Consider the following 25,000-nt stretch of genomic DNA (forward strand, 5'->3'; position numbering starts at 1 on the left):
ACCGATTGGTTACCGGTTCAAGTCCGGTAGGGCCCACCACCCGAAATGGGCCGCAGTGCACAGTGCACGCAGATGGGCGGTTAGCTCAGCGGTAGAGCACTCGCTTCACACGCGAGGGGTCACGTGTTCAAATCACGTATCGCCCACCATCGTATAGAAATCCCCGCTCCGGCGGGGCTTTTTCTTGGCTGTCAGCTCCAGCAGTGGCATGCTGCCCGTCCGCTTCATCGGCCGCTTGCTATGCTGGCCGCAGCTGTGCTCGGCAGCCGGAATGCCCGCGCTGCCCAGCTCTCAGCCCCAGGAGGTGTGCGCTATTTCTCAGGAAATCTGGTCGGACGTGCTGGCCTATGTCCGCAACAACATTTCAGAAGTGGAGTACCACACCTGGTTCGCTCCGGTCAAAACCCTAGGCGTGCGCGAAGGGTCGCTGGTGCTTGGGGTCCGCAACTCGTTCGCGCAGGAATGGTTCCGCAAGCACTACCTCGAACTGCTGGAAGACGCCCTACGCAGCTTGGGGGCTGAACACCCGCAGGTGAGCTTCGAAGTACTGCCGGCGGTGCAAGAAGCCATGATTCTGCCTGAAGCTGCGGCGCCTACGCCCAAGGTGGCTGCGGCTCCCCAGCCGGTCCGCAGCAGCCCGGACCCGGAACTGAGCAAAATTCTCAATCCCAAATACACCTTCGAGAATTTCGTGGTCGGGCCGAACAACAATCTGGCCCACGCCGCGGCCCTGGCTGTCGCCGAGTCGCCGGGTAAGGCGTACAATCCCCTTTTCATCTACGGGGACGTGGGCCTGGGCAAGACCCACTTGATGCACGCGGTGGGCCACTATCTGGCCGAGAAGTACCCGGAAAAGCGCATCGCCTACGTGTCCACCGAGTCGTTCACCAACGAACTTATCAACTCCATACGCGACGATAAAACCACGCAGTTCCGTGACCGCTACCGCTCGGTAGACCTGCTGCTGGTGGACGACATCCAGTTCCTGGCCCGCAAGGAGCGCACGCAGGAGGAGTTCTTTCACACCTTCAACGCGCTGTACGAGAACCACAAGCAGATCATCCTGAGTTCCGACCGGCCGCCCAAGGACATCCAAACGCTCGAAGGCCGGCTACGCAGCCGCTTCGAGTGGGGCCTGATTACCGACATCCAGTCGCCGGAGTTCGAGACGCGGGTGGCGATTCTCAAGATGAATGCCGAGCAGGCCAATATCAACATTCCGCAGGAAGTGCTGGAGCTGATCGCCCGGCAGGTCACCACCAACATCCGCGAGTTGGAAGGTGCGCTGATGCGGGTGGTGGCCTTTTCCAGTTTGAACAATGTCCCTTTCAGCCGGGCGGTGGCTTCCAAGGCACTGTCTAACGTATTCGCGCCGCAGGAATTGCAAGTGGAAATGTCTGAGGTGGTCCGCGCCGCCGCGCAACTGTTCGAAGTCACCACCGAGCAGATTCGGGGCACCGGACGGGCCAGAGACATCGTGGTGCCCCGGCAAATCGCCATGTACCTTATCCGGGAGCTGACTCCTCACTCGTTGCCTGAAATCGGCCAATATTTCGGCCGTGACCATTCCACCGTTATGCACGCAGTGAGCAAGGTCAGTGAAAGCATTAAAAAGGACGAGGAGATGGCCGCTCAGGTGAGCCGCCTCCGCCGCCACCTGGAAGGGCTACACGAACCTGAGGGCGAGCACTGAGGCTCAGCCCGAGTTTCGAGTGCCCCAGTTTTGCCTCGGCTGAGATGAGACACTCTGTTTCGGTCAACCTAGAGGGGGATAGGACTCTTACAAGACATGTATAGAGAGTGCCCAGCTACCCTTAAACGTTCCAAAAGTTGTTCCAAACACCTGTGAAAACTTTCCCTTTCTGTGGATAACCCTGTGGATAACCCTGTGGATAACCCCCGAAATCCTGTGGAAAAACTTGTGGAAAACTCCAGCCTTTTTTCCCCTGTGGATAAGTGATCAAGTTATCCACAGGTTATCCACAGGCAGAGGTGACTTATCCACATTTTTGTCCACAAGGAGAATGTCGTTATAGACGGCCTCCAAGGGGCTTTTCCACAGTTTCCACAGGGCCTACTATTACTACTACTAGTTTTTTAAGTTTAAAAAGAACAGAGAGTAGAGAGCTCTTGACAGGACCTGGAGACCGGACCACCTAGGGTTTCCAGAAAAGAGAGACCAGAGGTGGTTGGAGATAGATCAAGCAGCGCTACTCCGCGACACACCGGCTAGACTGAGAGCGATGAAAGCCACCGTAACCAAGAAAGTCCTGAGTGAAGGTCTGGGTCTCCTCGAAAGGGTGGTTCCTAGCCGCAGTTCCAACCCTCTGCTGACCTCGCTCAAGATCGAAGCCACGGAACAGGGCCTCCATCTGAGTGGCACCAATTTGGAAGTGGACCTGGCTAGCTTTGCGCCGGCAGAAGTGCAAAACCCACAGGCATTCGTGGTGCCGGCGCATCTGCTGTCGCAGATCGTGCGGACCTTGGGGGGCGAGCTGGTTGAGCTGGAACTGAGCGGCGACGAGCTGTCAGTACGCTCTGGAGGCTCAGACTTCAAGATTCAAACGGGTGATGTGGCTGCTTTTCCTGAACTGAACTTTCCCAGCCAGGTGGACGCCACGGTAGAAGCCTCCGACCTGGCACGGGCTCTGAACAGCGTGCGCTATGCGGCCAGCAACGAAGCTTTCCAGGCCGTATTTCGCGGCGTGAAGCTGGAAAAGCGCGACAATGGCGCCCGTGTGGTCGCTTCCGACGGCTACCGGGTGGCCCTGCACGACTTCGCCCTGGAAGGTGAGGTGCGGGAACTCATCATGCCCGCCCGCAGTGTGGACGAGCTGGTCCGCATGCTGCGTGACGGCGAAGCCAAGCTCAGCTACGGCGAGGGCCAGCTGAGCGTCACCACTGACCGGGTACGCATGAATCTGAAATTGCTGGACGGCGAATTTCCCGACTACGAGCGCGTCATTCCTACCGACACCAAGTTGCAGGTCAAACTGCCTTCCGGCTCACTCAAAGAGTCCGTAGGCCGCGTGGCCGTGTTGGCCGACAAGAATGCCAACAACCGCGTGGAATTTCTGGTTACCGAAGGCCAACTGCAGCTGAATGCTGAAGGCGACTATGGCCGCGCTCACGACACCCTGAGCGTAGAGCAAAGCGGTACGGAGCCTGCCATCAGCTTGGCGTTCAATGCGAAGTACGTTCAGGACGCCCTGGGCCCCATAGAAGGCGAGGCCGAGATGCTGTTTGCCGAATCCACCAAGCCGGCCATTTTCCGTCCGGCAGCTGGGGGCGGCTATATGGCCGTGCTGGTGGCTCTGCGGGTCTAGGCCTGCAGGCATGCCACGCTGGGCTGTATAGGGGCCTTTCAGGGCCAGCACGGGCCGGTGCAGATGGACAGGCAGACTGCACTGGTGCAGTGCTAGGCGAATGAAGCCTTGGTCAAGTGTGCCGCTATGCCTCTGCAGGCTCCCGTTTCAGAGGCCGTCTATATTAAACGGAGTTCCACCCTCCCCACCCCCTCATTTCCCTACTTTCCGTAAAGGAGTGTCACCATGAACATCGAAAAAGTCATTGGCCGTGAAGTGCTGGACTCGCGCGGCAACCCCACTGTGGAAGCCGAAGTGCACCTGAGCTGCGGCGCCAAGGGCCGTGCCATTGTGCCGAGTGGGGCCAGCACCGGCAGCCATGAAGCGCTGGAGTTGCGTGACGGTGGAGACCGTTACCTGGGCAAAGGCGTGCAGAGCGCTGTTAAGAACGTGAATGAAGCCCTGGGGCCGGCTGTGACTGGCCTCGACGCTGACCAGCAGGCTGAAATTGACGCCGCCATGCTGGCGCTGGACGGCACCCCCAACAAGAGCAAGATGGGCGGCAATGCCATTTTGGCCGTGAGCCTGGCCACTGCCCGCGCTGCGGCAGACGCGCTGGACGTGCCGCTGTACCGCTACTTGGGCGGCTCCAACGCCAAAACCCTGCCGGTGCCGATGATGAACGTGATCAATGGTGGAGCACACGCCGACAACAGCGTGGACTTCCAGGAATTCATGGTGATGCCGGTGGGTGCGCCCAGCTTCCGTGAGGCGCTGCGCTACGGCGCCGAAACCTTCCACTCGCTGAAAAAGGTGCTGTCGGCCCGTGGCTACAACACCAACGTGGGCGACGAGGGCGGCTTCGCCCCGGATCTGAAGTCCAACGAGGAAGCGCTGGAAGTGCTGCTGGAAGCCATTGAGAAGGCGGGCTACGAGCCGGGCAAGGACATCAAGATTGCGCTGGACCCGGCGGTCACCGAGATTTTCAAAGGCGGCCAGTATCACCTGGAAAGTGAGGGCAAGACCCTCAGCACGGCCGACATGATTGACTTCTGGGAAGACTGGGTGGGCCGCTACCCCATCGTGAGCATCGAGGACGCGCTGGCCGAGGACGACTGGGAAGGCTGGGAGCAGCTGACCGCGCGCCTGGGTGGCCGGGTGCAACTGGTGGGTGACGACCTGTTCGTGACCAACCCAGAGCGCTTGCAGCAGGGTATTGACCGCGGCGTTGCCAACTCGATTCTGGTCAAGGTGAACCAAATCGGCAGCCTGACCGAAAGCATGGACGCCATTGAGCTGGCCAAGCGCAACCGCTACACCACCGTGATCAGCCACCGCTCGGGCGAGTCGGAAGATGCCTTTATCGCTGACCTGGCCGTGGCGACCAACGCCGGACAAATCAAGACCGGCTCGGCCAGCCGCTCGGACCGTATCGCCAAGTACAACCAGCTGCTGCGTATCGAGGACGAGCTGGGCGACCGCGCCGTGTACCTCGGCAGCCGGGCATTTAACCAGAAGGGCTGATCCCTCGGGCCGGATGCGCCTGCGCGTAGCCCGGCGGGACACCTGTTCAGCGTGTGTGATGCACGCTGGGCAGGTGTCTTTTTCCCCGTTCGTCCGCCCCTGTTGGGGCATTTGCATGGGTAACGGGCGCTACGGCACACTGGCTTACACTGCGCTGAAACCGGGCTGCTAGCCTGACAGGCGCAGTTGTGAGAGCCCTGGGGGCACACAGTGCAGGTAATACCAGCAGGACCGCAAACCGAGAAGCTTTTTTGTAAGGAGACGATAATGAAACACGCTTTTGGAAGGGCCACCAAGATTGTGGCCACGATGGGTCCGGCCAGCCGCAATCCGGAGACCCTGCGCCGCATGATTGACGCCGGCATGAACGTGGCGCGGATCAACTTCAGCCACGGGGACCGCGAGGACCACCGCGCCACCGTAGAACTGATTCGCGAAATTGCCGCCGAGAAGGGCCGCGCCATAGGCATCTTGCAGGACCTGCAGGGACCCAAAATCCGGGTGGCCCGCTTTGAGGACGAGGCCGGTATCCTGCTGGAGCCCGGCAACCTGTTCAGTATCACGATGGACGATGTGCTGGGCAATCAGGAGCGGGTGGGAACGACCTACAAGCAGCTGGCACAGGACGTCACTCCTGGCATGACCCTGCTGCTGGACGACGGAAACCTGACCCTGCAGGTGCTGAACGTGACGGCCCATGAGGTGCAGACCCGCGTGCTGGTGGGCGGCCGGCTGAAGAATAACAAGGGCATCAACGTGCCCGAAGCCGACCTGTCGGTGCCGGCGCTGAGCGATAAGGACGTGCAGGACCTGGAATTTGGTGCTGAACTGGGCGTGGACTGGGTGGCGCTGAGCTTCGTGCGTTCGCGGGACGACCTGCTGCTGGCCCGCCACTACCTGACCCGTGCCGGCAGCCGCGCCAAGCTGATGGCCAAAATCGAAAAGCCGCAGGCCGTAGAGCGGTTCAGCGAAATCCTGCGGGAGGCCGACGGCATCATGGTGGCGCGCGGTGACCTGGGGGTGGAGATGCGCCCTGAGCAGGTGCCCACCATCCAGAAAGACCTGATCCGCGAGTGCCGTGAGGCAGGCAAGCCGGTCATTACGGCTACCCAGATGCTGGAAAGCATGATTAACGCTCCCCGCCCCACCCGCGCTGAGGCCAGTGACGTAGCCAACGCCATCTACGACGGCACCGACGCCGTGATGCTGAGTGCCGAGTCGGCGGTCGGCCAGTACCCGGTCGAGGCTGTCGCCATGATGGACCGCATTGCCCGCGAGGTGGAGCAGAGCGAGCAGTATCAGGCGCTGCAGCAGCTCAGCTCGCCTATCGTGGAATCCCAGGACGCCATCGCCATGTCCGCCTGCCAGATCGGGGTCAAGTTGGAAGCGGCGGCCATCGTGGCGTTTACCTCGTCCGGCGGCTCGTCGGGCCGTATCGCCAAGTACCGCCCACCCCTGTCCATCCTGGCGCTAACCCCTTACGAGCATGTCCGCAATCAGCAAACGCTGCTGTGGGGTGTGATTCCCATCCTGAGCGAAGACCCCCAGGACTCTGACGATATGGTCCGCATCGCCGCCGAGGTGCTCGCCCGGAGCGGCTTGGCGGAGCGGAACGACCGCTTCGTCATCACGGCTGGAGTGCCTTTCGGGGTACGCGGCACCACCAACATGCTGCGCGTCGAGAAGCTGCACTAGGCCGCTCCGGCCCCAGACCCAACTTTTCCACATGAAAGAAGTTATCCACACGTCAAATGTGGATAACTTTCTACATACACAGCGCAGCTCGGCGACGAGATTCTTTGGAACCGACTTCTGCAAATTCAGCTCGGATTTTTATTCCATTTTCAGTCGTTTGAATTTATCCTTGCCTTTTTGCAGAATCAGGCCGCCTTCCATGCACAGCTGCTCACGTTCTACCCAACCTTGCGCGTCGGTGTAGGCCTCGCCGCTGACTTTCAGGCCCCTGTTTTGAATCAGCTTGCGGGCTGCGCCGTTGCTGGGTTCCAGGCCTGCCAGCACCACCAGGCGGGCCATGCTGACGCGGCCTTCGTCGTTCAGCTCGGCGGCGTCTACCACGACTTCGGGGAGGTCGTCGGGAATGCCGCCTTTCGCCACGCTGCGGAAGCGCTCCTCAGCGGCGTCGGGGTCGGCGCCTGGGGCCAGCCAGACCAGCACCTCACGAGCCAGCACGCGGTGCGCTTCTACCGGGTGGCCTGCCACCAGCTCGTCTATCCGCTCCTGCGGCAAGTCGGTCAGCAGGGTGAAGTAGTTCGCCAGCAGCGGGTCAGGCACTTTCATCAGTCCTGCGAAAATGGCGTGTGGCTCGTCGCTAATACCGATGTAGTTGTCCAGGCTCTTGGACATCTTTTCGGTGCCGTCCAGGCCCACCAGCAGCGGCAGGGTCATCACCACCTGCGGTTCCTGGCCGTAGTCGCGCTGCAGGGCGCGGCCCACCAGATTGTTGAACAGTTGGTCGGTGCCGCCGAGTTCCACATCTGCTTCCAGCGCCACCGAGTCATAGCCCTGCGTGAGCGGGTAGAGCAGCTCATGCATGGAAATCGGGGTGCCTGCGCTCAGGCGCTTGCTGAAGTCGTCGCGCTCCAGAATGCGGGCCACGGTGTATTTGGCGGTCAGGCCGATGATGTCCTTGTAGCCAAGTTGTTCAAGCCACTCGCCGTTAGAGCGGATTTCCAGCACTTCCGGCTCCGAGCGCAGAATCAGGCGGCATTGCTCCAGGTAGCTCTGGGCGTTGGCGCGGGCTTCCTCAATCGTGAGCGGCGGGCGGGTCTTGCTCTTGCCGGTCGGGTCACCGATGGTGGCGGTAAAGTCGCCAATCAGCATGATGACTTTATGGCCGAGGTCCTGAAACTGCCGCATTTTCCGCAAAATGACCGCGTGGCCGAGGTGCAGGTCGGGGCGGGTGGGGTCGGCCCCCAGCTTGACGCGCAGGGGCTGGCCCGTTTCCAGGCTGCGGCTGAGTTTCTGGCGCAGGTCCTCTTCGGAGACCAGGTCCACCACGCCGCGTTTCAGGATGGAAAGTTGTTCGTCTACGGGCAGGTTGGGGCGAATTTCGGTCATGGAGGGTGTCCTTTCGGGGGTTGGGGGTCAAAGAAAGTGGCGGCGCAACCGAAGTCACGCCGCCTGGGGGTGCCGAACCGTCTAGCCCCACCCTAGCGGCGGGGAGAATAGCTCTGGTTCGGCGCTGTCATGTCACGCAATTTAGCATGCCCGCTAAGATGGGCGGGATGCTCACCATGTCGCAGCTGCGCGCCCACCTGCCCCGGCCGGGGCGACTGGAATGGATTGGGCTGCGCTCCGCCCGCCGTGCCCCCGTCCTCAGCGTGCCAGAGGCCGAGATTCACCCGCTGGTCGGCGTGATTGGGGACCACGGCAAAGTGGCCCCGCCGAGGTTGCGGGCGCTTGGCGGAGCCGCCCCTGCGGTGGCTGAGGCCTCTGCTGGGGCGGCGGCTGGCTCACCTGTGCGGGTCGAGCGCGGCAAGCGGCAGGTGACGTTGCTGCAAGCCGAGCACCTGCCCGTCATTGCGGCGCTGGCGGGGCTGGAGGCGGTCACGCCTGAGCTGCTGCGGCGCAACCTGCTGGTGTCGGGCATTTCGCTGCTGGCCCTCAAGGACCGCCGCTTCTGGGTGGGCGAGGTGTTGCTGGAAGGCACTGGCGAGTGCCACCCCTGCTCGCGGATGGAAGAGAACCTGGGGCCGGGCGGTTACAACGCGGTGCGCGGACACGGCGGCCTGACGGCGCGGGTGATTGCGGGCGGACGGGTGCGGGTGGGCGACGTGGTGCGGCCCTGGGAGGAGGGCGCGGGATGATTCGGCTGCCCACCATTGAGCACGCGCCAGGGTTGATGCAGGAGGTACAGAGCGGCGCACGGGTAGCCTCGCGGGTCGCGGTCAAGGCGGTGATTTGGGAGGGGGAACGGCTGCGCTTGCTGCACTCGCAGCGCTGGAGCTGCTACAAGTTTGCGGGCGGAGGGACCGAGACGGGCGAAAGCCATGCCGTCGCCCTGGCCCGCGAGCTGCGCGAGGAACTGGGTGCGGAACTGCTGGAACTCGGCCTGCCTTTGTTGACCGTCACCGAGCTGTCGTGGGCGCAGGAGGCCGCAGCAGACGTGTTTCAGATGGATTCTTTCTACTACCCCTGTCAGGTAAGGTTGGGGCAGCACCCACCTACACTGGAAGCTTACGAGGCCGAACTGGGACTCACGCCCTGTCTGGTCACGCCCGCTCAGGCCGCCACGGCCAATGCCAGAGCGCAGGCACAGGCCGCGGCCCCGCGCTGGCTACGCCGTGAGGTGGCGGTGCTGCGTGCGCTAGAACAGGTTGGATGATGGACCTGCCCGCCTTTCAACCCAAACTGGACCCCCGCCTGGAAGCGGTGCTGGGCTTTATCCGCGCTGAGACGCACGCTGACCTGGGCACCGACCATGCGGGCTTGCCGATCCGGCTACTTCAGACGGGGCGGGTGGGGCGCTGCATCGGGGTGGAACTGAATGCCGCGCCGCTGGAACTGGCCCGCCGGCAGGTGGCGCGGGCAGGGCTGACGGGGCAGATTGAGCTGCGCCAGGGTGACGGCCTCGCGCCGCTGGCCGTGGGCGAGGTGCAGAGCGTGAGCATGACAGGGCTGGGCGCGGGCACCATTGCGGGCGTGCTGGAGCGGGGGCGGCAGGCGGGCAAGCTGCCTGGGCGGGTGGTGGTGCAGCCCAACGACTCGCCGCTGGCCCTGCGCGAGTGGGCGCGGCAGGCAGGCTACTGGCTGGACGCCGAAGCGCTGATAGACGGTTACTGGCCCTACCCCGTGCTGTCACTGCGGCAGGCGGACGGGTCAGACCCTGCCTACGCTGACCTTCCCGAAGCGGCGGCTCTACGCTTTGGCCCCCGCTTGCTGCGCGAGCGGCACCCCTTGCTGCGCCGCGTGCTGGCCGATGCTTACGGGCGCTACGCCCCTGCCGCCGCACCTGGCCGCCCCGCCGAGCGCGAGTTGCGGGCGGTGCTGGAGGCGCTGACGTACCTGGGCTGGAACGTGGACGAGTGGCGGCAGGGCTGACCGATGCTGCCGCTGCTGTTCCTGTTTCTCCCTCTGCTGCTGTTGGCGGCCCTGACAGGTCTGGGCTGGGGCGCGTTGGCGCAGCGCTCCTGGCCGCAGCAGCGCTGGACGGCAGCGGTGGCGTTGGTGCTGGCGCTCGCTCTGCCTTCGCTGCTGGCCCTGGACTGGCCCGCTCAGGTGCAGAGTGCCATCACGCTAGATGCGCCTGAAAACTCGGCGGCAGCAGTTGTGGCAGCTCGGGCGGTGGCGGGGCAGTTTACCTGGGCGGTGGGCCTGGCGGTGCTGGCAGGCTGGGCTTTGACGGCGGCGCTGCTGCTGGGACGTGGGCGCTGGGTCTGGTGGCGCTGGTTATCCCCCCTCGGCCCGCTGGCACTGGCAGGACTGCTGTGGCAGACGTTGCCGCTGCTACGCGGTATTCGGCTCAGTTTCTTTAACCCCGATATGTCCACCAGCCTGGTGGTGACGGGTGTGCTGTGCCTGTGCGGTAGCGTGATGCTGAGTGCGTTTGTCTACCTGACGGCGCCGCGCCCCTGGTGGCTACAGGATGAAGGAGCTCCAACCATCCGGCACAGCATGTTCGAGCCATAAAAAAACCCGCTCACTTGGAGCGGTTATGTTCATTACTCTAGCGCCGTATGCGGTATTAGTCAACCTTATACACTCCGGCTATGGGTTACGAACTGACGACGACTTACGGCGCGGCGACCCCGCTGGACTGGCTGGCGCTGGCCCCTCACCCCGATGACGCAGAAATCGGCGCGGGCGGCACACTCATCCGGGTGGGCGACGCCGGACAGCGCACTGGCGTGCTGGAGCTGACACGCGGCGAGATGGGCACGCTGGGCACGCCCGAAGTGAGGATGCAGGAATGCGCGGCGGCAGCGGTGCCGCTGGGCCTGACCTGGCGCGGCACCCTGGGCTTGCCTGACGGGGAGCTGCGTGACGACCCGGCCCAAGCGCACGCCCTGGCCGCAGCCCTACGGATTTTGCGGCCCCGTGTGCTGGTTGTGCCGCACCCCTCGGACCGGCATCCTGACCATTACGGAGCCTACGCGCTGAGCAAACGCGCTCTGCATCTGGCCGGCCTGCGCCGCGCCGAGGTGCCGGGAGAACCCCACAGGCCCGCCCGCGTGTTGTTGTTTCAGGGCAACGCCGACATCCAGCCCGCGCTGCTGGTAGACGTGGAAGCCAGCCTCCCGCGCTGGGAAGCTGCCATCCGTGCCCACGAGTCGCAGTTCAGCGGCGCGGCAGTTAGCGAAACCGTGACCCCCGAAGTGGTGGAGCGCCGCCTGGCCCGCCTGGGCTACTGGGGCACCCTCGCCAGGGTGCGCTACGCCGAGGCTTTTGGAGTAGAGGGGGAATTGCTGCTGGCTCCGGAGCTGCTCTGACGAGCGTCTGAGGGTCAAAAGGTCGAAGGATCTAAGAGCTACTGGGCTGCCTCTCTTAGACCCTTCGACGCTTAGACCTTTAGACCGCTCATTCGGCCCAAAGGTGCCCAATGGTGGCTTACTTCTCGACCAGGTACGCCCGCTCAATCACGTCGGGCGTGCCGGGCATGCCGGGCTGAATGCGGGTCAGCTTGTCCAGCACGTCCAGGCCTTCCACCACTTTGCCGAACACGGTGTGGCGGCCGTCCAGGTGGGGGGTGGCGGTAAAGGTGATGAAGAACTGAGAGCCGTTGGTGCCGGGGCCGGCGTTCGCCATGCTCAGCACGCCTTTTTCGGAGTGGCGGTGGGGGTTGCCGGCGAATTCGTCCTCGAAGCGGTAGCCGGGGCCGCCCATGCCAGTGCCGGTGGGGTCGCCGGTCTGCGCCATAAAGCCGTCAATCACGCGGTGAAACTTGATGCCGTCGTAGTAGTGGTGCCGCAGCAGGTACGCGAAGGAGTTCACGGTCATGGGCGCTTCGTCGGGGTACAGCTCCACCACGATGCGGCCTTTGCTGGTTTCGAGCACAGCCTGATAAGCCTTGCCGGGTTCGGTGGCCTCGCCCAGTTCAGGGGCCTGGCTGAACTGGGTCTTGCGCTCGCTGCTGAGCATAGGCGAGAGCTGGTAGCCGCTGGGAATGTAGTTGTCCATGCCCCACATTGTGCCGCAAGTTGGGGCGGGCAGATGGGGAGCGGGTTCAGTGCAGCTTGAAGGAAGCGCGGAAATCAGAGCGGGCCGGAGCGCTACCCTGTCGTCATGTCTCCGCACGCCCTGCCCGAAGCCCTGCGCCAACAACTGACCTGCTGGCGCCGGCACCTGCACCAGCACCCCGAAATCAGCTTTCAGGAGCACCAGACGGCGGCCTTTCTCCGCGCCGAGCTGGAGGGAATGCCGGGGTTGGAGGTCAGCCAGCCCACGCCCACCAGCGTGCTGGCCGTGCTGCATGGCGAGGCAGGGCCGGGCCGCACGGTGCTGCTGCGTGCCGACATTGACGCCCTGCCGATAGAAGAAGAAAACACCTTCGAGTTCCGCTCGCAGAATGCCGGGGCGATGCACGCCTGCGGCCACGACGGGCACGCGGCCATCCTGCTGGGCGCCGCGCAGCTGCTGAGCGCGGCCCGCGCCGAGCTGACCGGCGAGGTGCGGTTCATCTTCCAGCATGCCGAGGAAACCCCGCCGGGCGGCGCCGAGGAGCTGGTCTTCCAGACGCCGCTGATGGACGGGGTGGATGTGAGCCTGGGCCTGCACCTGCTCAGCTTTTATCCGGCCGGGGTGGTGGCGGTGCGGCCCGGCATGTTCATGGCCTCGCCGGATTCGTTCCAGCTCACCATTCGTGGTCGGGGCGGGCACGGCGGCATGCCCGAGCAAGCGGTGGACCCGGTCGCCATCGGGGCGCAGGTGGTGACCAACTTGCAGCATGTGGTCAGCCGCGCCGTCTCGCCGTTCGAGCCGCTGGTGGTGTCGGTCACGCAGTTTCACGCCGGCACCGCCGACAACATCATCCCCGACACGGCGCGGCTGGCTGCCACGGTGCGGGTGTTCAGCCCTGAACTGCGCGAGCGGGCGCCGCAGCTGCTTGAACGCGTGGTGGCCGGCATCTGCGCGGCCCACGGCGCCGAGTACGAGTTCGAGTACCTGCACGCCTACCGCCCGGTGGTGAACACCGACTGGGTGGCCGAGGAGGTGCGCCAGCTGGCCGCTGAGGTGGTGGGCGAGGACCGGGTGATTCAGGCCGACATGTGGGCCGCTGGCGAGGACTTCAGCGCCTACCTGGAAAAGTCGGAAGGCTGCTTTTTCGCAGTGGGCAGCGGCTCGCTGGAGGCCGACAGCCAGTGGCCGCACCACCACCCCCGCTTCACGCTGGACGAGTCGGCGCTGGAAACTGGCGTGCAGATGATGGTCGCGGCGGCGCGGCACTTTACCCGGTCCCGGTGAGCGCCGGCGCAGCCCTCAACTCCGGCTACAGCTACCGCGAGCGCGTGCGGCCACAGGCGGCGGGCCTGAGTGTGCTGGACTATTACGCCCGCTTTTATCCCCACTCGGACCGGCAGACCTGGGGGGCGCGGCTGGCGGCAGGTGAAGTAGAGCTGAATGGTCATCCAGCGGCGGGCAGCGAGTCCCTGCGCCCTGGGGACCGGCTCGCCTGGCACCGACCGCCCTGGGCCGAGGAAGCGGTGCCGCTGCACTTCAGCGTGCTGTACGAGGACGCGCACATCCTGGCCGTTCACAAGCCGTCCGGTCTGCCCACCCTGCCGGCGGGAGGATTTCTGGACCACACCCTGCTGGCCCTGCTGCGCCGGCAGTGGCCGGCCGCTACGCCTCTGCACCGGCTGGGGCGCGGGACTTCGGGGCTGGTGCTGTGCAGCCTGACCCCGGCGGCCGGGTCGCGGCTCACCGCCGACTGGCGGGAGGGCCGCATTCACAAGCGCTACCGGGCGCTGTCGGCCGGCGTGGCCGCGCAGGAGAAGTACGACATCACCGCGCCCATCGGGTTGGTGGACCACCCCCGGCTGGGGCAGATTTACGCAGCCACGCCGGCAGGCAAGCCGTCACGCAGCCGGGCGCAGGTGCTGGAACGGCGGGACGGCAGCACCCTGTTTCAGGTGGATATCGAGACCGGCCGCCCGCACCAGATTCGTATTCATCTGGCGTCCGCCGGGCTGCCGCTGCTGGGCGACCCGCTTTATCTGCCCGGCGGACAGGCCCGGCCGGACGCCTTGCCCGGCGACCTGGGGTATCTGCTGCACGCCGAAAGGTTGGAGTTCCGGCACCCGGCAGGCGGCGAGCACCTGAGCCTGTCCGCCCCGGTGCCGCCGGAGTTGAGGTCGGGCTTCAGTTCGTCCGGCTGAGGCGGTCGAGCAGTTCCTCGCGGCGCAGGTGCAGCTCGAAGGCGGAGTCCTCGATAAAGTCCCCGGTGCCCCAGTCGGTCCGGCGCTCCACTTCCACCACATTCACGGCAATTTCACCGCGCTCGGCGGCGGCCGGGTCGCTGGCCGGGCGGATGTCCAGCAGCAGGCGGCCGGCGCCGGCGGCGCGCAGTTCTTCCCAGAGCGTGCCCAGGTCGCCCGGAGCCATACGGGCGAATTCGGTGCCGGGTTCGTCGCGGACCTGCAGGGCAGTGTTCAGCCGCTCCAGTGCCACGGCGGCCAGCAGCTGCGCCTCGGCATGGGCATGGCCGTAACCCTCCAGCTGCTGAGCGATAGAATCGGCCAGGACGCGCTGGAGTCGCTCCATCACGCCAGCCGTGCCCCCGGATTCCATACCCACGTATTCCATGTGAGAAATTATGTCATATACAGAATCAGGAAATCAACTCTGGCACCCATTTCCCCTGCCGCTGCCGAGCGACGGCGGCCAGTGCCAGTGGCAGGGCGGCTATGTGGGGTGTGGCCCGCAGACGGCGGCGGTGCTGCTGGGCTGGCAGGCCAGGCGGCTGGGCCTGTCGCTGCCGGAGCCGGAGCGTGACGCCCTGGCCGCGAGGCTGGCCCCGCAGCTGGGGGCCTGGGTGGTGCCGTTCTCAGGCCGGCAGCGGGCGGTGCAGCCCTGGAGCTGGCTGCTGGGCCTGAGCAGAGTGCTGGAGAGGGAAGGGCTGCCGCTGCGGGCGCGGGGACACTGGGGTTACCGGCCTGACACGCGGGCAAGGCTGGCCCACAACTGGAAGCAGGGCATTCCTACCGTGGGGTTTGAGTTCAGCCCACGTACCCAGCATTACGGCCTGCTGAGCGCCTATGCCGGGACTGCGCACGGCCTGGAAGGGCAACTGGTGGCCCCGCTGGTGGGCAAGCCCACGCTGCACCTGCAGCCACGCCTGGGCCTGGGCGGGGTGTTCTGGCTGGAAGAAGCCTGAGCCTGGGTTCAGTTGCGCAGGACCACCCGCAGCCCCCGGTGGTCGCTGCCGCCAGCGGGCAGCACTTCGGCGCGCAGCGGCTGTAGGCCACGGGCGAACACATGGTCTATTCGCAGCGCGGGCAGGCGGCTGGGAAACGTAAAGCCGAAGCCCTGGCCGGCCGCGTCCCAGGCGTTCACGAACTTGCCGCTCAGGGCGCGGTATACCCGGCCACGCGGCGGCGTGTTGAAATCGCCGGCCACCAGCACACGCGGTAGCTGTGCCGTCTCGCGCTGCAGACGGTCCAGCTGGGTGGCCCGGCGGTTGCGGGTGGGAATGACCTGTCCCCTAAACACGCCGCTCACCATGACGGTAGAAAAATGCACGTTCACCACGTCCAGCTGGCCGCGTGGGGTCTGCACGGTGGTCACCAGAAAGCGGCGGGTGGTTTCGGGCAAGTGCACCTCGCGGCTGCCCAGCACCGGCAGCCGGCTGAGGGTCAGCAGTTCGCCCCCCGCGCCGGTGTGTGCCGCGTGGTAGCCGGGCAGCCGGCGCAGCAGCTCTGGCGTGAACTCGGCGTCCCAGCCGTTGGTTTCCTGCAAGGTCACGAGGTCGGCGTCTTGCGCCCGAATCTGCGCGGCCAGAGTCTCCGCGCTGCCCTGGGTGCCGCGCGCGATGTTGTAGGTGAGCAGAGTCAGGCTGCCGGGAGGCACCGGCTGGGGCAGGTGCCAGGTCAGCCCTGCGTAGCCCAGGCCGGCCACCAGGGCCAGCGTGGCCGGAGGCCGCGCCGGTGCCCGGAAAACGGCCAGCAGGGCCAATGGGGGCCACAGCAGCAGCAACAGGGCAGGTGGCGCGTAGGCCAGCAGCAAGGTGGGCACGGTGCGTTCGCCCACCCACTCGCCCAGGCCCCATACCAGCAGCACGGCCGCCAGATACGCCCAGGCCAGGCGGGCGGGCCAGCCCTGCTGCCGCTTCCCAGTCCTAGACTTCTGCTGTTTGCTCTTTTCCACTGGCCTTCTGCATTTCCAGATACATCAGGTACTGCGGGGCGCCGCCCAGCATATTCTGGCCGCCATCCACCGGCAGAATCACGCCGGTGACGTAGCTGGCGGCGTCGCTGACCAGCCACAGCGCAGCATTGGCAATGTCCTGCGGCACGCCGAAGCGGCCCAGCGGCACCAGGCGCTGAAACTGCGCCCGCGTGCGCTCGTCGGGAGCCAGGCGGGCCATGCCTTCGGTGCCGTCAATCGGGCCGGGAATAATCGCGTTCACACGCACGCCCCGCAGGCCCCATTCGGCGGCCAGCGTCTGGGTGAGTGCGTCCACGCCCGCTTTGGCGGCCACCACATGCGCCTGCAGCGGGACCGGCACGCCGTAAGCGCTGATGCTCAGGACATTGCCGCCAGGGGCCTTCAGGTGGGGTGCAGCCGCCTTGATGGAGTTGTAGGTGCCCAGCAGGTCAATGTCCACCACACTCTTGAATCCGTTGGCGCTGATACCGTCTACCGGGGCCGGAAAGTTGCCGGCCGCGCCGCACAGCAGGATGTCCAGTGGGCCGAAGCCCTGGACGGCCTGCTGTGCGGCCGCGTTCAGCGCTTCCACATCGCGCACGTCGGCGGTCACGGCCTGCGCCTCGCCGCCCATGTCCCGGACGGTCTGGGCAGCGGCCTCGGCCTTTTCGGGATTGCGGCCCAGCAAGGTGACGCGGGCACCGTGCGCCGCGAAGCTCTGCGCGATGCCCAGGCCGATGCCCGAAGTGCCGCCTGTAATCAGGGCGTGCTTGCCAGCCAGCAGGTCGGGGCGGAAGGTGGACTCGGAAGTGCCTGGCTGTGTCATGCCCTGAGTGTAGAGGGTTTATCTACTGGGCGCGTTGCCGGCAGGCTTTCCCTCAGAAACCCACACGCTCCTACGCAGGTGCCCTGCACTCCGGCGGGCAGCCACCTTTGTCGCCCTAGAGCGTCCAAGTGCAGGGTGGACAGCTTTTCAGCGAGCAGATGGATACTGCTTCGCCAGAAGAGCCAACACAGAACAGGAGAGCAGGCACGCCATTCTGGGGACTGCGCTAGCGGTCCGCCTGAGCCTTCAGTGCCAGCGCGTTCCACTCGCCCGCTTGCCGCAGGCCCTCCTGGAGCGGCAATGCGTCCCGCAGCACCTGCTTGGTGCCCCTTAGGGCGTGCGGTTCCAGTTCCGCCAGCTGCCCGGCGAGGGCCTCGGCGCTGGCAAAGAGGGTTGCGGGCGTGTCCAGCACTCCGGTGACCAGGCCCCAGCGCTCGGCGGTGCGGGCGTCAATCGGCGCGCCGGTCAGGGCCAGGTGTGCCGTGCGCCCCCGCCCGATGATGCCGGGCAAGCGCTGCAAGCCGCCCAGGTCGGCCACCAGCCCTAGCCGCACTTCCGGCAGGCTGAAGCTGGCGTCTTGGCTGCACAGCCGCAGGTCGCACGCCGCAATCAGCTCCAGCCCCGCGCCGATGCAGTGGCCGTGAACGGCCGCAATCACCGGAATATCCAGTGCGGCCACGGCGTTCAGAGCGTCCTGCATCGGCTGCACCATGCCCCAGAAGTCGCCGCTCTGCTGGATGGCCGGCAGGGTGGCTTTCACGTCCAGCCCCGCACTGAAGATGTCCTGCCCCCGGATAACCAGCACGCGGGCGTCGCCCAGCTCGGCCAGTGCCTGCGGCAGCTCCTGCCAAAAGGCGGGCGGCATGGAACCTTTTTTGGCAGTGAGGGTCAGGGTGGCTGCTTGCCCGCTGCGGCTGAGTTCTACGGTGGACATGGCCTGAGTGTACGGCCTGACTTGCCCAGCTTGGATCAGCGCCGCTGACGGTGCCAGCCAGCGGACGCAGACCTACTGACTGCTGCCGCCCTCCCAGGCCACCCGCCACACTTTCCCGGCGCCGTCGTCGGTGACCAGCAGGGCGCCGTCCTGCGCTGCGGCCACGTCCACCGGACGGCCCTCCACCGTCTGGCCGTCCGGCCCCAGGAAGCCGGTCAGGAAATCCTGCACCTCGCCGGTTTCCGGGTTCACCGTCACGACCTTGTAACCACTCTTTTCGCTGCGGTTCCAGCTGCCGTGCAGCCCGGCGAACATCAGCCCCCGGTACTTGGCGGGAAAGGCGGTGCCGGTGTAAAAGCCCAGCCCCAGCGGCGCCGAGTGTGCGGTGGTCAGGGCGAAAGCGGGCACTGCGCTCTGGCACACGGCGGCGTCCCGGCGGCCGAAGTCCCGGTCCCACACCTGGGGCTGGCCCGCCCCTACCGTGTAGCAGTACGGCCAGCCGTAAAAGCCGCCGTCCTTGAGCCGGTAAAAACCTTCAGGCGGCAGGTCGTCGCCCAGCTGGTCACGGCCGTTGTTGGTGGCCCACAGGGCGCCGTCATGCCATTCCAGGCCCACCGCGTTGCGCAGTCCGGTGGCGTAGGGGCGGCCGTTTTTACCGTCCGCACCGTAGACCCACACGGCGGCGTGGCGTTCGTCCTTTTCCTCGCACACGTTGCAGGTGCTGCCTACCGAGACGAACAGCTGTCCCTCTGGGCTGAACTCTATGGTGCGGGTCCAGTGTCCGCCTTCCGGGGGCAGGTCCACTATCTTTTCCGGCTGGCCCTGCGCCTGCGTCTGCCCCGGCTGGTAGGGCACGCGCACCACACCGTCGGTATTGGCGATGTACAGGTATGGACCGTAAAAGGCTAGCCCGTGCGGCTTGTTCAGCCCGCTGGCGAAGGTCAGGGTGCTGTCCGCCGCGCCGTCTCCGTTGCGGTCAGGCAGAACATACACCTTGCCGGCGTCCGGGTCGCTCAGGAAGACGTCGCCGCCCGGTGCCAGGGCCAACAGGCGCGGTTTCCTGAAGCCGTCCGCGTACAGGGTGACCTGGAAGCCCTGCGGAGCAGTCGGCGCGAAGCCTGCAGGCAGCGGCGGCAAGGGCTGAGCGGCTGCGCTGGCTGCCGCAGAGGCAGTCTGAGTCGCCGCTGCCGGTGCCGCCGGGGTCGGGCGCGGCTCCGCCTGCTGAGTTTGCAGCCGGGCTTCCGGAGTGGCCTGTCCGGTGTTCTGGGCCGCCTGCTGCGCGGGCCAGGCGCAGGCGGTGACCGCAAGGAGGCAGGTCAGCATTATTTGTCTGGACATGTTCCACTCTGTCCTGCCTGTGACCACTTTGGAAAAGAAGCGGGTTTATCCGGCCGGGAGCCGCTTCTTAGAGTTGGGGTGTTCCCGGTTCCTACCGGGCGCCGGTCATCACCTGCTGCGCCTCGAACACTTGGCCCGGCTGCACCAGTTCGTCCTGCACGGCAATCAGCTGAATTTCGCGGGTGCCGGCCCGGTGGGTGCGCTCCAGCAGGGCGTACAGGGCGCTCATGCTGAGGCTCAGCGCCTGGGCCACGTCGCCGGTGCGCAGGTACTGCCCGTAAAACAGCGCAGCGATGGCGTCGCCTGTTCCGTTGCGGGGCGGGTCCAGCGGCAGCAGCGGTGTGCGGCAAATCCAGGTGCCGCTGTCCGACACGGCCAGTGTCTCGATGCTGTCTTCGGGGGCGTCTTCGCGGGTCAGGCTCGTGACCACCACGGTGCGGGGGCCGCCTTCGCGCAGCCGGCTCCGCAGCTCCCCAGCGGCGGCCAGGGCGTCGTCCAAGGTGGCGACCTTGCGGCCGGTCAGCAGTTCCAGCTCGAAGTGGTTGGGCACCACGATGTCGGCCGCTGGAATCGCCTGAGCTGCAATGTGGTCCGGCAGCTCCGGATTTACGAATACCCCGCGTCCGAAGTCGCCCATCACCGGGTCACAGCAGTACAGCGCCTGCGGATTGGCGGCCCGCACGCGGCCTACGGCATTGACCACGGCTTCTACCGTGCCGGCCGACCCCATGTAGCCGCTCAGCACGCCGTCACACTCGGGCAGGGCGCCCCGCGCCTCAATGCCGTCAATCAGCTCCGCGATGTCCTCGGGCGGAAACACTTTACCGGTCCAGGCGCCGTAGCCGGTGTGGTTGGAGAACTGCACCGTCTGAATGGCCCAGACCTCGAAGCCCAGGCGCTGCAGTGGGAAGACGGCCGCCGCGTTGCCGACGTGGCCGTACGTCACCCATGACTGAATGGAAAGGATGTTCTGGGGGCGCTGGTCCCGGCTCTGTTTCTTCGCTGGCTGGCTGTGCGGCGTGGTCATGTCCAGAGGATACCGTCGCAGCACTGGGCGGAAAAGCAGGCGCTGCCGGCCTTTTTTGTTCTCCGGGATGGAGCCGGGCGGTGCCGTGGGTGCCGTTGCCGCCGCGTCAAGGCTTTTTCAGCAGCGGGTAGGGGTTGATGGCTCCTTGCGGCGTGTAGATGCCGTAGTGCAGGTGCGGAGGTGTGCCCTTGGCGTTGCCGCTGTCGCCCACGTAGCCCACCGTGTCCCCCTGCTCTACCCAGTCGCCTTCTTGCAGGTCCGGGTAGCGCTCCAGATGCGCGTAGTAGTGCCGCTGCCCCGCCGGCCCTAACACCATCACCGTGCGGCCGCCCAGGCGGTTTTCGCCTACGTTGACCACCACGCCTGGGCCGGTAGACCGAATGGGAGTGCCGCGGTCCGCGAAGATGTCTATGCCTTCGTGGGTGCGTCCCCCGGAGCGGGCACCGCCCCAGGTATCGGTCAGCACGGCGCCGGGCAGGGGGTTGGGCAGGCTGCCCTCTACCGGGGCTGGCATCCGCATCAGTTCCAGGTACTGCCGGCTGCGCTGAATGTGAGGCCAGAAAAACGCTGTCAGCCCGCCCAGGACGGCCAGCAGAATCAGCAGGGGAAGCACGATGTTCAGGGAGCGGCGCACACTCCCAGTATGGTAGGGCACGGTTAGACCGCCGTAACAGATGAACCCGCATAGAGGGCACCGGGCAGCAATACGTGCAGCAATAAAAAACCCGCTCGCCTTGCTGGAAGGTTTCGAGCGGTTATGTCTACTACTTTAGCGCGGTATGCATTATTCGTCAAGGCTATAGGGCCGTTCGGGCAGTGCGGGAGTACGCGGTCCAGTCTCCGAATAATGACGTGGCTCCGGCTTGCGCTTACAGCTGCTGGGAGAGCGGCCGTGCCCAGCACAGCAGCTCTCCGTCTGCGCTGTCGGTCCGCCGCCCGGTCAGCGTGAAACTGTTTTTCTCCAGCACCCGGATGCTGGGCCTGTTGTCGGGCAGGGTTTCGGCCAGGACTGTCTGCACGTCCGGCCAGCCGCGCAGGTGTTCCAGCAGCGCACCCACCGCCTCGGTGGCGTAGCCCTGGCCGCGCCCCGCCTCGGTCAGCCCGTAGCCGATTTCCACCCGGCCCTGTTCGGGCGCGTGCTTGGTCCCCAGCAGGCCGGTCGCTTGACCGCTGGCCCGCTCGACCACCGCGAAGGAACCGCGCACGGCGTCCTCTTCGCCCAAGTTCAGCAGGTGGAGGGGAAAGATGACTTCCGCTTCACCTGCCCAGCCTTCACCGAAGGTAGCCCCCTGCGCCCGGAAGGTTCCGGCACCCAGCGTCTGCATCAGCAGTTCGCGTGACAGGGGCAGCAGCAGCAGGCGCGGCGTTTCTAGAGCGTCTCTCACGCGGCAAATGATAGAGGAGGGCCGGACGCGTCCGGCCCGCTGGCCTCTCCCGGTTTACTCCTCGCGGTAGGACTTTTCTATCGGCATACCCACCGCGTTGCCCCATTCGGTCCAGCTGCCGTCGTAGTTGCGGACCTTGGGGTACCCCAGCAGCTCGCGCAGCACGAACCAGCTGTGGCTGGAGCGCTCGGCGATGCGGCAGTAGGCGATCACGTCCTTGTCGGCAGTGACGCCCTCTCCTTCGTACAGGGCCCTCAGTTCGTCGGCGCTCTTGAAGGTGCCGTCCTCGTTGGTGGCTTTGGCCCAGGGAACGTTGCGGGCACCGGGAATATGACCGCCGCGCAGCACGCCTTCCTGCGGGTAGTTGGGCATATGGGTCACCTTGCCGCTGAACTCGTCGGGGCTGCGGACGTCCACCAGTGCGCCCTGGCCGTCACGCACCGCTTCCAGGTGGGCCCTCACCTCGTCGCGGTAGGCGCGCAGCGATTCGTCGCGGGACAGGGCCGGATAGTCGGTGGGTGCAGGGTGGGGCACGTCCTCGGTCAGTTCACGGCCCTCAGCGGCCCACTTCTGGCGCCCGCCGTTCATCAGCTTCAGGCCCTGCACCCCGCTGTAAGTCAGGAACCAGTAGGCGTAGGCAGCCCACCAGTTGCTCTTGTCGCCGTACAGCACTGCGGTGTCACCTTCACGGAGGCCCAGGCGGCCCAGCAGCTCGCTAACCTGATCGGCCGTAATAAAGTCACGCTCCACGTCATGCCATAGGTCGCGCTGCCAGTCCAGCTTCACAGCGCCGGGGATATGCCCCATGTCGTACAGCAGGATGTCCTCGTCCACTTCGATCAGGCGCACGTTCTCGTCGTTCAGGTGCTGGGCCACCCACTCGGTGCTGACCAGTACGTCCTTGGCATAGTCATTCATGCCACTCAGCATAGCGGCCAGTGCGCCGCAGGACAGAGCGCCGCCGCCCCTTTTTCCCCTTCACCCTTGCATTAGATTGGCGGCATGACCGACGCTCAGACCGCCATGCCGCCCAAATTGCAGAACATCGTGTCCATGTTCAAGGCTATGCCTAAGGCCATGCGGCTCCAGGCCCTGCTCGACTACGCCAAAAAGCTGCCCGAGCCGCCCCAGCAGTACCTGGACCATCCCGAATTCATGAAGCCGGTGCCCGAATGCACTAGCCCCTTTTTCCTGATTACCGAGCGCGGCGAGGGCGGTGCGGTCCACATGCACTTCAAGGTGCCGCCCGAAGCCCCCACCGTGCGCGGCTACGCCGGCATTCTCAAAGAAGCGCTGGACGGCGAAAGCCCCGAAACTATTCTGAACGTGCCGGACCAGTTTTACATGGATATGGGTCTCAGCGAACTGATTACCCCGATGCGGATGCGTGGCATGGGGGCCATCCTGATGCGGCTCAAGGCCGAGCTGGCCGAGGGCTAAAAGAAAGTGGGATAAGAGGAGAGGGCAGGGAAAACCAGAAGATTCAGTCGTCTCCTTTGCCGCCTCCTGTCCCTCTGCACTTCCCTTTACGCTGCGTTACTTTAGGTGTCCATGCGCGGCCAGCAGTTTTTTCAGAGCCAGGCCCCGGTGGCTCAGCGGTCGCTTTTCCTCCACGCTCATCTCGCCGAAGGAACGCGTCTCACCGTCGGGCACGAATAGCGGGTCGTACCCGAAGCCTTGGGTGCCGCGTGGGCCTTCCAGCAGCGTGCCACTGACCACACCTTCATAACATTCCATGTCGCCGTCCGGGTAAGCCAGAATCACCACGCTCCGGAAATGGGCGCGGCGGTCGCTCTTGCCACGCAGCCGGTCCAGCAGGTAGGTGTTGCGCTCGGTGTCGCTGGCGCAGTCGCCAAAGCGAGCGCTGTACACGCCGGGCTGTCCGTCCAGTGCGTCCACCTCTATGCCGGAGTCGTCGGCCAGCGCCGGTAGCCCTAGCCGTGTGGCGATGGTGCAGGCTTTCAGCGAGGCGTTCTCCTCATAGGTGGTGCCGGTTTCTTCTGGCATCGCTATGCCAGCAGGCAGTGGCATCAGTTCCCATCCCAGGCCGGCAAGTGCTTCGGCCATCTCACGGACCTTGCCGGGGTTGCTGGTCGCCACCACCACCCGCTTCACATCGTGCGCAGCGTCGTGGGGCAGATAAGTTTCTTGTGTCATGCCCCTCAGTTTAGGCGCTCGCCTGGCCGCCAGGCAGGTCCAAATGGGGGAGGCGAGTGGGGAGCAAACGCCGACGATACCGCCCGTCTCTCTCTTGCTGCTGCGCCCCAGTGCGGCTCGGTCTTACAACGCAGTCCTATACACGGTTCAGTACTGCGCGGCTATGGCCTGGACCCACCGGTCCTGCACCGCCCGAAGTTCCAGAATCGGGGCCGTTTCCGGCCCATTCATCAGCACTGCGAAAGCCAGCGGATGTCCGCTCCCGCCCACCACATAGCCGGCCAGGCTGCTCACACCGGGCAGGGTGCCGGTTTTGGCCCGCACGTCCAGACCTGTCCCCACCAGCCGTCCGCTCAGGGTGCCGCCACGGCCGTATTTGCTGCCACCTACGCCGGCATGGGCCAGCGCTTCGGCATAGGGGTTGGCGTCGTTCTCAAATACGGTCAGTGGGTCGCTGTAAGGCCGCCCAGTGCCCCCGGTGCGGTACATCACGTCCAGCAGGTCCACCAGGGCGCGGGCCGTCAGGCGGTTGTCGCGGGTCAGGCCGCTGCCGTCGTGTAGCTCTATTCCTGCCGTATCCACTCCCCACCCGTGCAGGATTTCGGCGGCCCGCCGTCCAGCCGCTTCCAGGGTGCCGGGCTGCCCAGGCTGCGCCGCGACCGAGGCCAGCAGTTCTTCAGCCCGCAGATTGTCGCTGGGGCGCAGGGTGGATGCCAGGAAGGCGGCCAGGTCGGAACTTTGCACGCTCGCTACGCCTTCTGCAGGCTGCCTTGCTGCCGGAGCCGCAGCTGAGGTCAGCGTCCGGTCGGCCACATGGATTCCCGCCTCCTCAAGTGCGTTTATCAGAGCAGCATGAATCTCCCTGCGAAAAGCTTCGGCATTGGCCGGGCGGCGTTCCAACCACTCCTGCGGCATGAAAGCGGCCATCGGTGTCTCAATCACGGCGTTCTGCCAGCTGTCGGGCTGCAGGCTCCCGTCGTCCAGAACCACGGTACCTACCTCGCGGATACCGTTCTTGGCGGCTTGGGCGGCCAAGTCAGCCAGTGAATCGTTGGGGCCGGTCACAGTAGGGGTCGGGTCAGCGGAGCCCCGCAAGGTCAGCGCCGAGACCTGCTCCCTACCCCATTCGGCGGCCGGCACGGTGAGCTCGGTACTCCACCAGCCGTCCATGCCGTTCAGTTC

At 65.5% G+C, this 25,000-nt stretch carries 26 protein-coding genes and 1 tRNA gene (1 of these 27 cut by a window edge); 14 read left to right on the top strand and 13 right to left on the bottom strand.

The genetic code is table 11. The features are described from left to right. Window positions 1-74: 74 nt before the first annotated feature. From DEIPR_RS00005 to pyk, 5 genes are all read left to right on the top strand, one after another. Window positions 75-149, top strand: a tRNA-Val gene (locus DEIPR_RS00005). Window positions 150-313: 164 nt separating this feature from the next. Beyond that, entirely contained in the window at window positions 314-1,693 is a 1,380-nt protein-coding gene (gene dnaA / locus DEIPR_RS00010) for a chromosomal replication initiator protein DnaA (protein WP_049775176.1), read from the top strand. 550 nt (window positions 1,694-2,243) lie between these two features. Beyond that, window positions 2,244-3,326 carry a DNA polymerase III subunit beta gene (gene dnaN, locus DEIPR_RS00015; RefSeq protein WP_013613790.1) on the top strand — a complete coding sequence of 361 codons (1,083 nt, stop codon included), beginning with the start codon at window positions 2,244-2,246 and terminating at the stop codon, window positions 3,324-3,326. Window positions 3,327-3,551: 225 nt separating this feature from the next. Next, entirely contained in the window at window positions 3,552-4,829 is a 1,278-nt protein-coding gene (gene eno / locus DEIPR_RS00020; protein ID WP_013613791.1) for a phosphopyruvate hydratase, read from the top strand. A gap of 267 nt (window positions 4,830-5,096) precedes the next feature. Continuing rightward, window positions 5,097-6,524 (top strand): pyruvate kinase, encoded by a 1,428-nt coding sequence (gene pyk, locus DEIPR_RS00025; protein WP_013613792.1) that lies wholly within the window; start codon window positions 5,097-5,099, stop codon window positions 6,522-6,524. 138 nt (window positions 6,525-6,662) lie between these two features. Here pyk and tyrS read toward each other — a convergent pair whose 3' ends face one another. Then, window positions 6,663-7,907: a tyrosine--tRNA ligase gene (gene tyrS / locus DEIPR_RS00030; protein WP_013613793.1), complete on the bottom strand. Its 1,245-nt coding sequence runs from the start codon at window positions 7,905-7,907 to the stop codon at window positions 6,663-6,665. Window positions 7,908-8,053: 146 nt separating this feature from the next. Here tyrS and DEIPR_RS00035 point away from each other — a divergent pair, with 146 nt between their 5' ends. The 5 genes from DEIPR_RS00035 (at window position 8,054) to bshB1 (ending at window position 11,278) form a co-directional block, all read left to right on the top strand. After that, a complete protein-coding gene (locus DEIPR_RS00035; protein ID WP_013613794.1) occupies window positions 8,054-8,656 on the top strand; it encodes an MOSC domain-containing protein in 603 nt (200 codons plus the stop codon). Next, window positions 8,653-9,174 (top strand): NUDIX domain-containing protein, encoded by a 522-nt coding sequence (locus DEIPR_RS00040; protein WP_013613795.1) that lies wholly within the window; start codon window positions 8,653-8,655, stop codon window positions 9,172-9,174. Before DEIPR_RS00035 ends, DEIPR_RS00040 begins: the two co-directional genes overlap by 4 nt. After that, a complete protein-coding gene (locus DEIPR_RS00045) occupies window positions 9,171-9,890 on the top strand; it encodes a tRNA (adenine(22)-N(1))-methyltransferase TrmK (RefSeq protein ID WP_013613796.1) in 720 nt (239 codons plus the stop codon). Before DEIPR_RS00040 ends, DEIPR_RS00045 begins: the two co-directional genes overlap by 4 nt. A gap of 3 nt (window positions 9,891-9,893) precedes the next feature. Then, window positions 9,894-10,478, top strand: coding sequence for a hypothetical protein (locus DEIPR_RS00050; RefSeq protein ID WP_013613797.1), 585 nt, complete (start codon window positions 9,894-9,896; stop codon window positions 10,476-10,478). An 80-nt stretch (window positions 10,479-10,558) separates the two neighbouring features. Continuing rightward, a complete protein-coding gene (bshB1, locus tag DEIPR_RS00055) occupies window positions 10,559-11,278 on the top strand; it encodes a bacillithiol biosynthesis deacetylase BshB1 (protein WP_013613798.1) in 720 nt (239 codons plus the stop codon). 118 nt (window positions 11,279-11,396) lie between these two features. On the opposite strand, the gene DEIPR_RS00060 is transcribed toward bshB1, so the two are convergent. After that, the gene (locus DEIPR_RS00060) at window positions 11,397-11,975 is read right to left on the bottom strand and encodes a peptidylprolyl isomerase (protein ID WP_013613799.1); all 579 of its coding nucleotides are present in this window, start codon (window positions 11,973-11,975) and stop codon (window positions 11,397-11,399) included. Window positions 11,976-12,071: 96 nt separating this feature from the next. Between DEIPR_RS00060 and DEIPR_RS00065 the strand changes: the two genes are divergently transcribed. Together DEIPR_RS00065 and DEIPR_RS00070 are read left to right on the top strand one after the other, a co-directional pair. Further along, window positions 12,072-13,250: an amidohydrolase gene (locus DEIPR_RS00065; protein WP_013613800.1), complete on the top strand. Its 1,179-nt coding sequence runs from the start codon at window positions 12,072-12,074 to the stop codon at window positions 13,248-13,250. Beyond that, window positions 13,247-14,164: an RluA family pseudouridine synthase gene (locus DEIPR_RS00070; protein ID WP_013613801.1), complete on the top strand. Its 918-nt coding sequence runs from the start codon at window positions 13,247-13,249 to the stop codon at window positions 14,162-14,164. Before DEIPR_RS00065 ends, DEIPR_RS00070 begins: the two co-directional genes overlap by 4 nt. On the opposite strand, the gene DEIPR_RS00075 is transcribed toward DEIPR_RS00070, so the two are convergent. Beyond that, window positions 14,148-14,591, bottom strand: a complete 444-nt coding sequence (locus tag DEIPR_RS00075; RefSeq protein ID WP_041221864.1) for a hypothetical protein — start codon at window positions 14,589-14,591, stop codon at window positions 14,148-14,150. The two genes, DEIPR_RS00070 and DEIPR_RS00075, sit on opposite strands and share 17 nt — an antisense overlap. 10 nt (window positions 14,592-14,601) lie before the next feature. Here DEIPR_RS00075 and DEIPR_RS00080 point away from each other — a divergent pair, with 10 nt between their 5' ends. Continuing rightward, a complete protein-coding gene (locus DEIPR_RS00080; protein ID WP_013613803.1) occupies window positions 14,602-15,162 on the top strand; it encodes a hypothetical protein in 561 nt (186 codons plus the stop codon). An 8-nt stretch (window positions 15,163-15,170) separates the two neighbouring features. Here the strand turns inward: DEIPR_RS00080 and DEIPR_RS00085 are convergent, their stop codons facing one another. The 8 genes from DEIPR_RS00085 to DEIPR_RS00120 form a co-directional block, all read right to left on the bottom strand. Beyond that, window positions 15,171-16,151, bottom strand: coding sequence for an endonuclease/exonuclease/phosphatase family protein (locus tag DEIPR_RS00085; protein ID WP_013613804.1), 981 nt, complete (start codon window positions 16,149-16,151; stop codon window positions 15,171-15,173). Beyond that, complete coding sequence (locus tag DEIPR_RS00090) at window positions 16,123-16,977, bottom strand: SDR family oxidoreductase (protein ID WP_013613805.1); 855 nt, start codon at window positions 16,975-16,977, stop codon at window positions 16,123-16,125. Before DEIPR_RS00090 ends, DEIPR_RS00085 begins: the two co-directional genes overlap by 29 nt. Before the next feature lie 226 nt (window positions 16,978-17,203). Further along, window positions 17,204-17,911, bottom strand: a complete 708-nt coding sequence (locus DEIPR_RS00095) for an enoyl-CoA hydratase-related protein (RefSeq protein ID WP_013613806.1) — start codon at window positions 17,909-17,911, stop codon at window positions 17,204-17,206. A gap of 72 nt (window positions 17,912-17,983) precedes the next feature. After that, a complete protein-coding gene (locus DEIPR_RS00100; RefSeq protein WP_013613807.1) occupies window positions 17,984-19,249 on the bottom strand; it encodes a PQQ-dependent sugar dehydrogenase in 1,266 nt (421 codons plus the stop codon). A gap of 91 nt (window positions 19,250-19,340) precedes the next feature. Further along, window positions 19,341-20,276, bottom strand: a complete 936-nt coding sequence (pdxY, locus tag DEIPR_RS00105) for a pyridoxal kinase PdxY (RefSeq protein WP_013613808.1) — start codon at window positions 20,274-20,276, stop codon at window positions 19,341-19,343. Window positions 20,277-20,382: 106 nt separating this feature from the next. Next, the gene (locus DEIPR_RS00110) at window positions 20,383-20,910 is read right to left on the bottom strand and encodes a M23 family metallopeptidase (RefSeq protein ID WP_245532702.1); all 528 of its coding nucleotides are present in this window, start codon (window positions 20,908-20,910) and stop codon (window positions 20,383-20,385) included. 235 nt (window positions 20,911-21,145) lie between these two features. Continuing rightward, complete coding sequence (locus tag DEIPR_RS00115; protein WP_013613810.1) at window positions 21,146-21,661, bottom strand: GNAT family N-acetyltransferase; 516 nt, start codon at window positions 21,659-21,661, stop codon at window positions 21,146-21,148. Between the two features lie 54 nt (window positions 21,662-21,715). Next, window positions 21,716-22,579, bottom strand: coding sequence for a sulfurtransferase (locus DEIPR_RS00120; RefSeq protein WP_013613811.1), 864 nt, complete (start codon window positions 22,577-22,579; stop codon window positions 21,716-21,718). 84 nt (window positions 22,580-22,663) lie between these two features. On the opposite strand from DEIPR_RS00120, the gene DEIPR_RS00125 reads away from it, so the two are divergent. Continuing rightward, a complete protein-coding gene (locus tag DEIPR_RS00125) occupies window positions 22,664-23,101 on the top strand; it encodes a SufE family protein (protein WP_013613812.1) in 438 nt (145 codons plus the stop codon). 96 nt (window positions 23,102-23,197) lie between these two features. Here the strand turns inward: DEIPR_RS00125 and rdgB are convergent, their stop codons facing one another. Next, window positions 23,198-23,818, bottom strand: coding sequence for an RdgB/HAM1 family non-canonical purine NTP pyrophosphatase (gene rdgB, locus DEIPR_RS00130; protein ID WP_013613813.1), 621 nt, complete (start codon window positions 23,816-23,818; stop codon window positions 23,198-23,200). A 147-nt stretch (window positions 23,819-23,965) separates the two neighbouring features. Beyond that, window positions 23,966-25,000 carry the 3' portion of a D-alanyl-D-alanine carboxypeptidase/D-alanyl-D-alanine-endopeptidase gene (locus tag DEIPR_RS00135; RefSeq protein WP_083801513.1) on the bottom strand. 267 nt of this gene lie beyond the right edge of the window, so 1,035 of the gene's 1,302 nt are visible here — the last part of the coding sequence; its start codon lies off the right edge, out of view; its stop codon occupies window positions 23,966-23,968.

Origin of the sequence: Deinococcus proteolyticus MRP (genome assembly GCF_000190555.1) — a bacterium.
Lineage (GTDB): Bacteria > Deinococcota > Deinococci > Deinococcales > Deinococcaceae > Deinococcus > Deinococcus proteolyticus.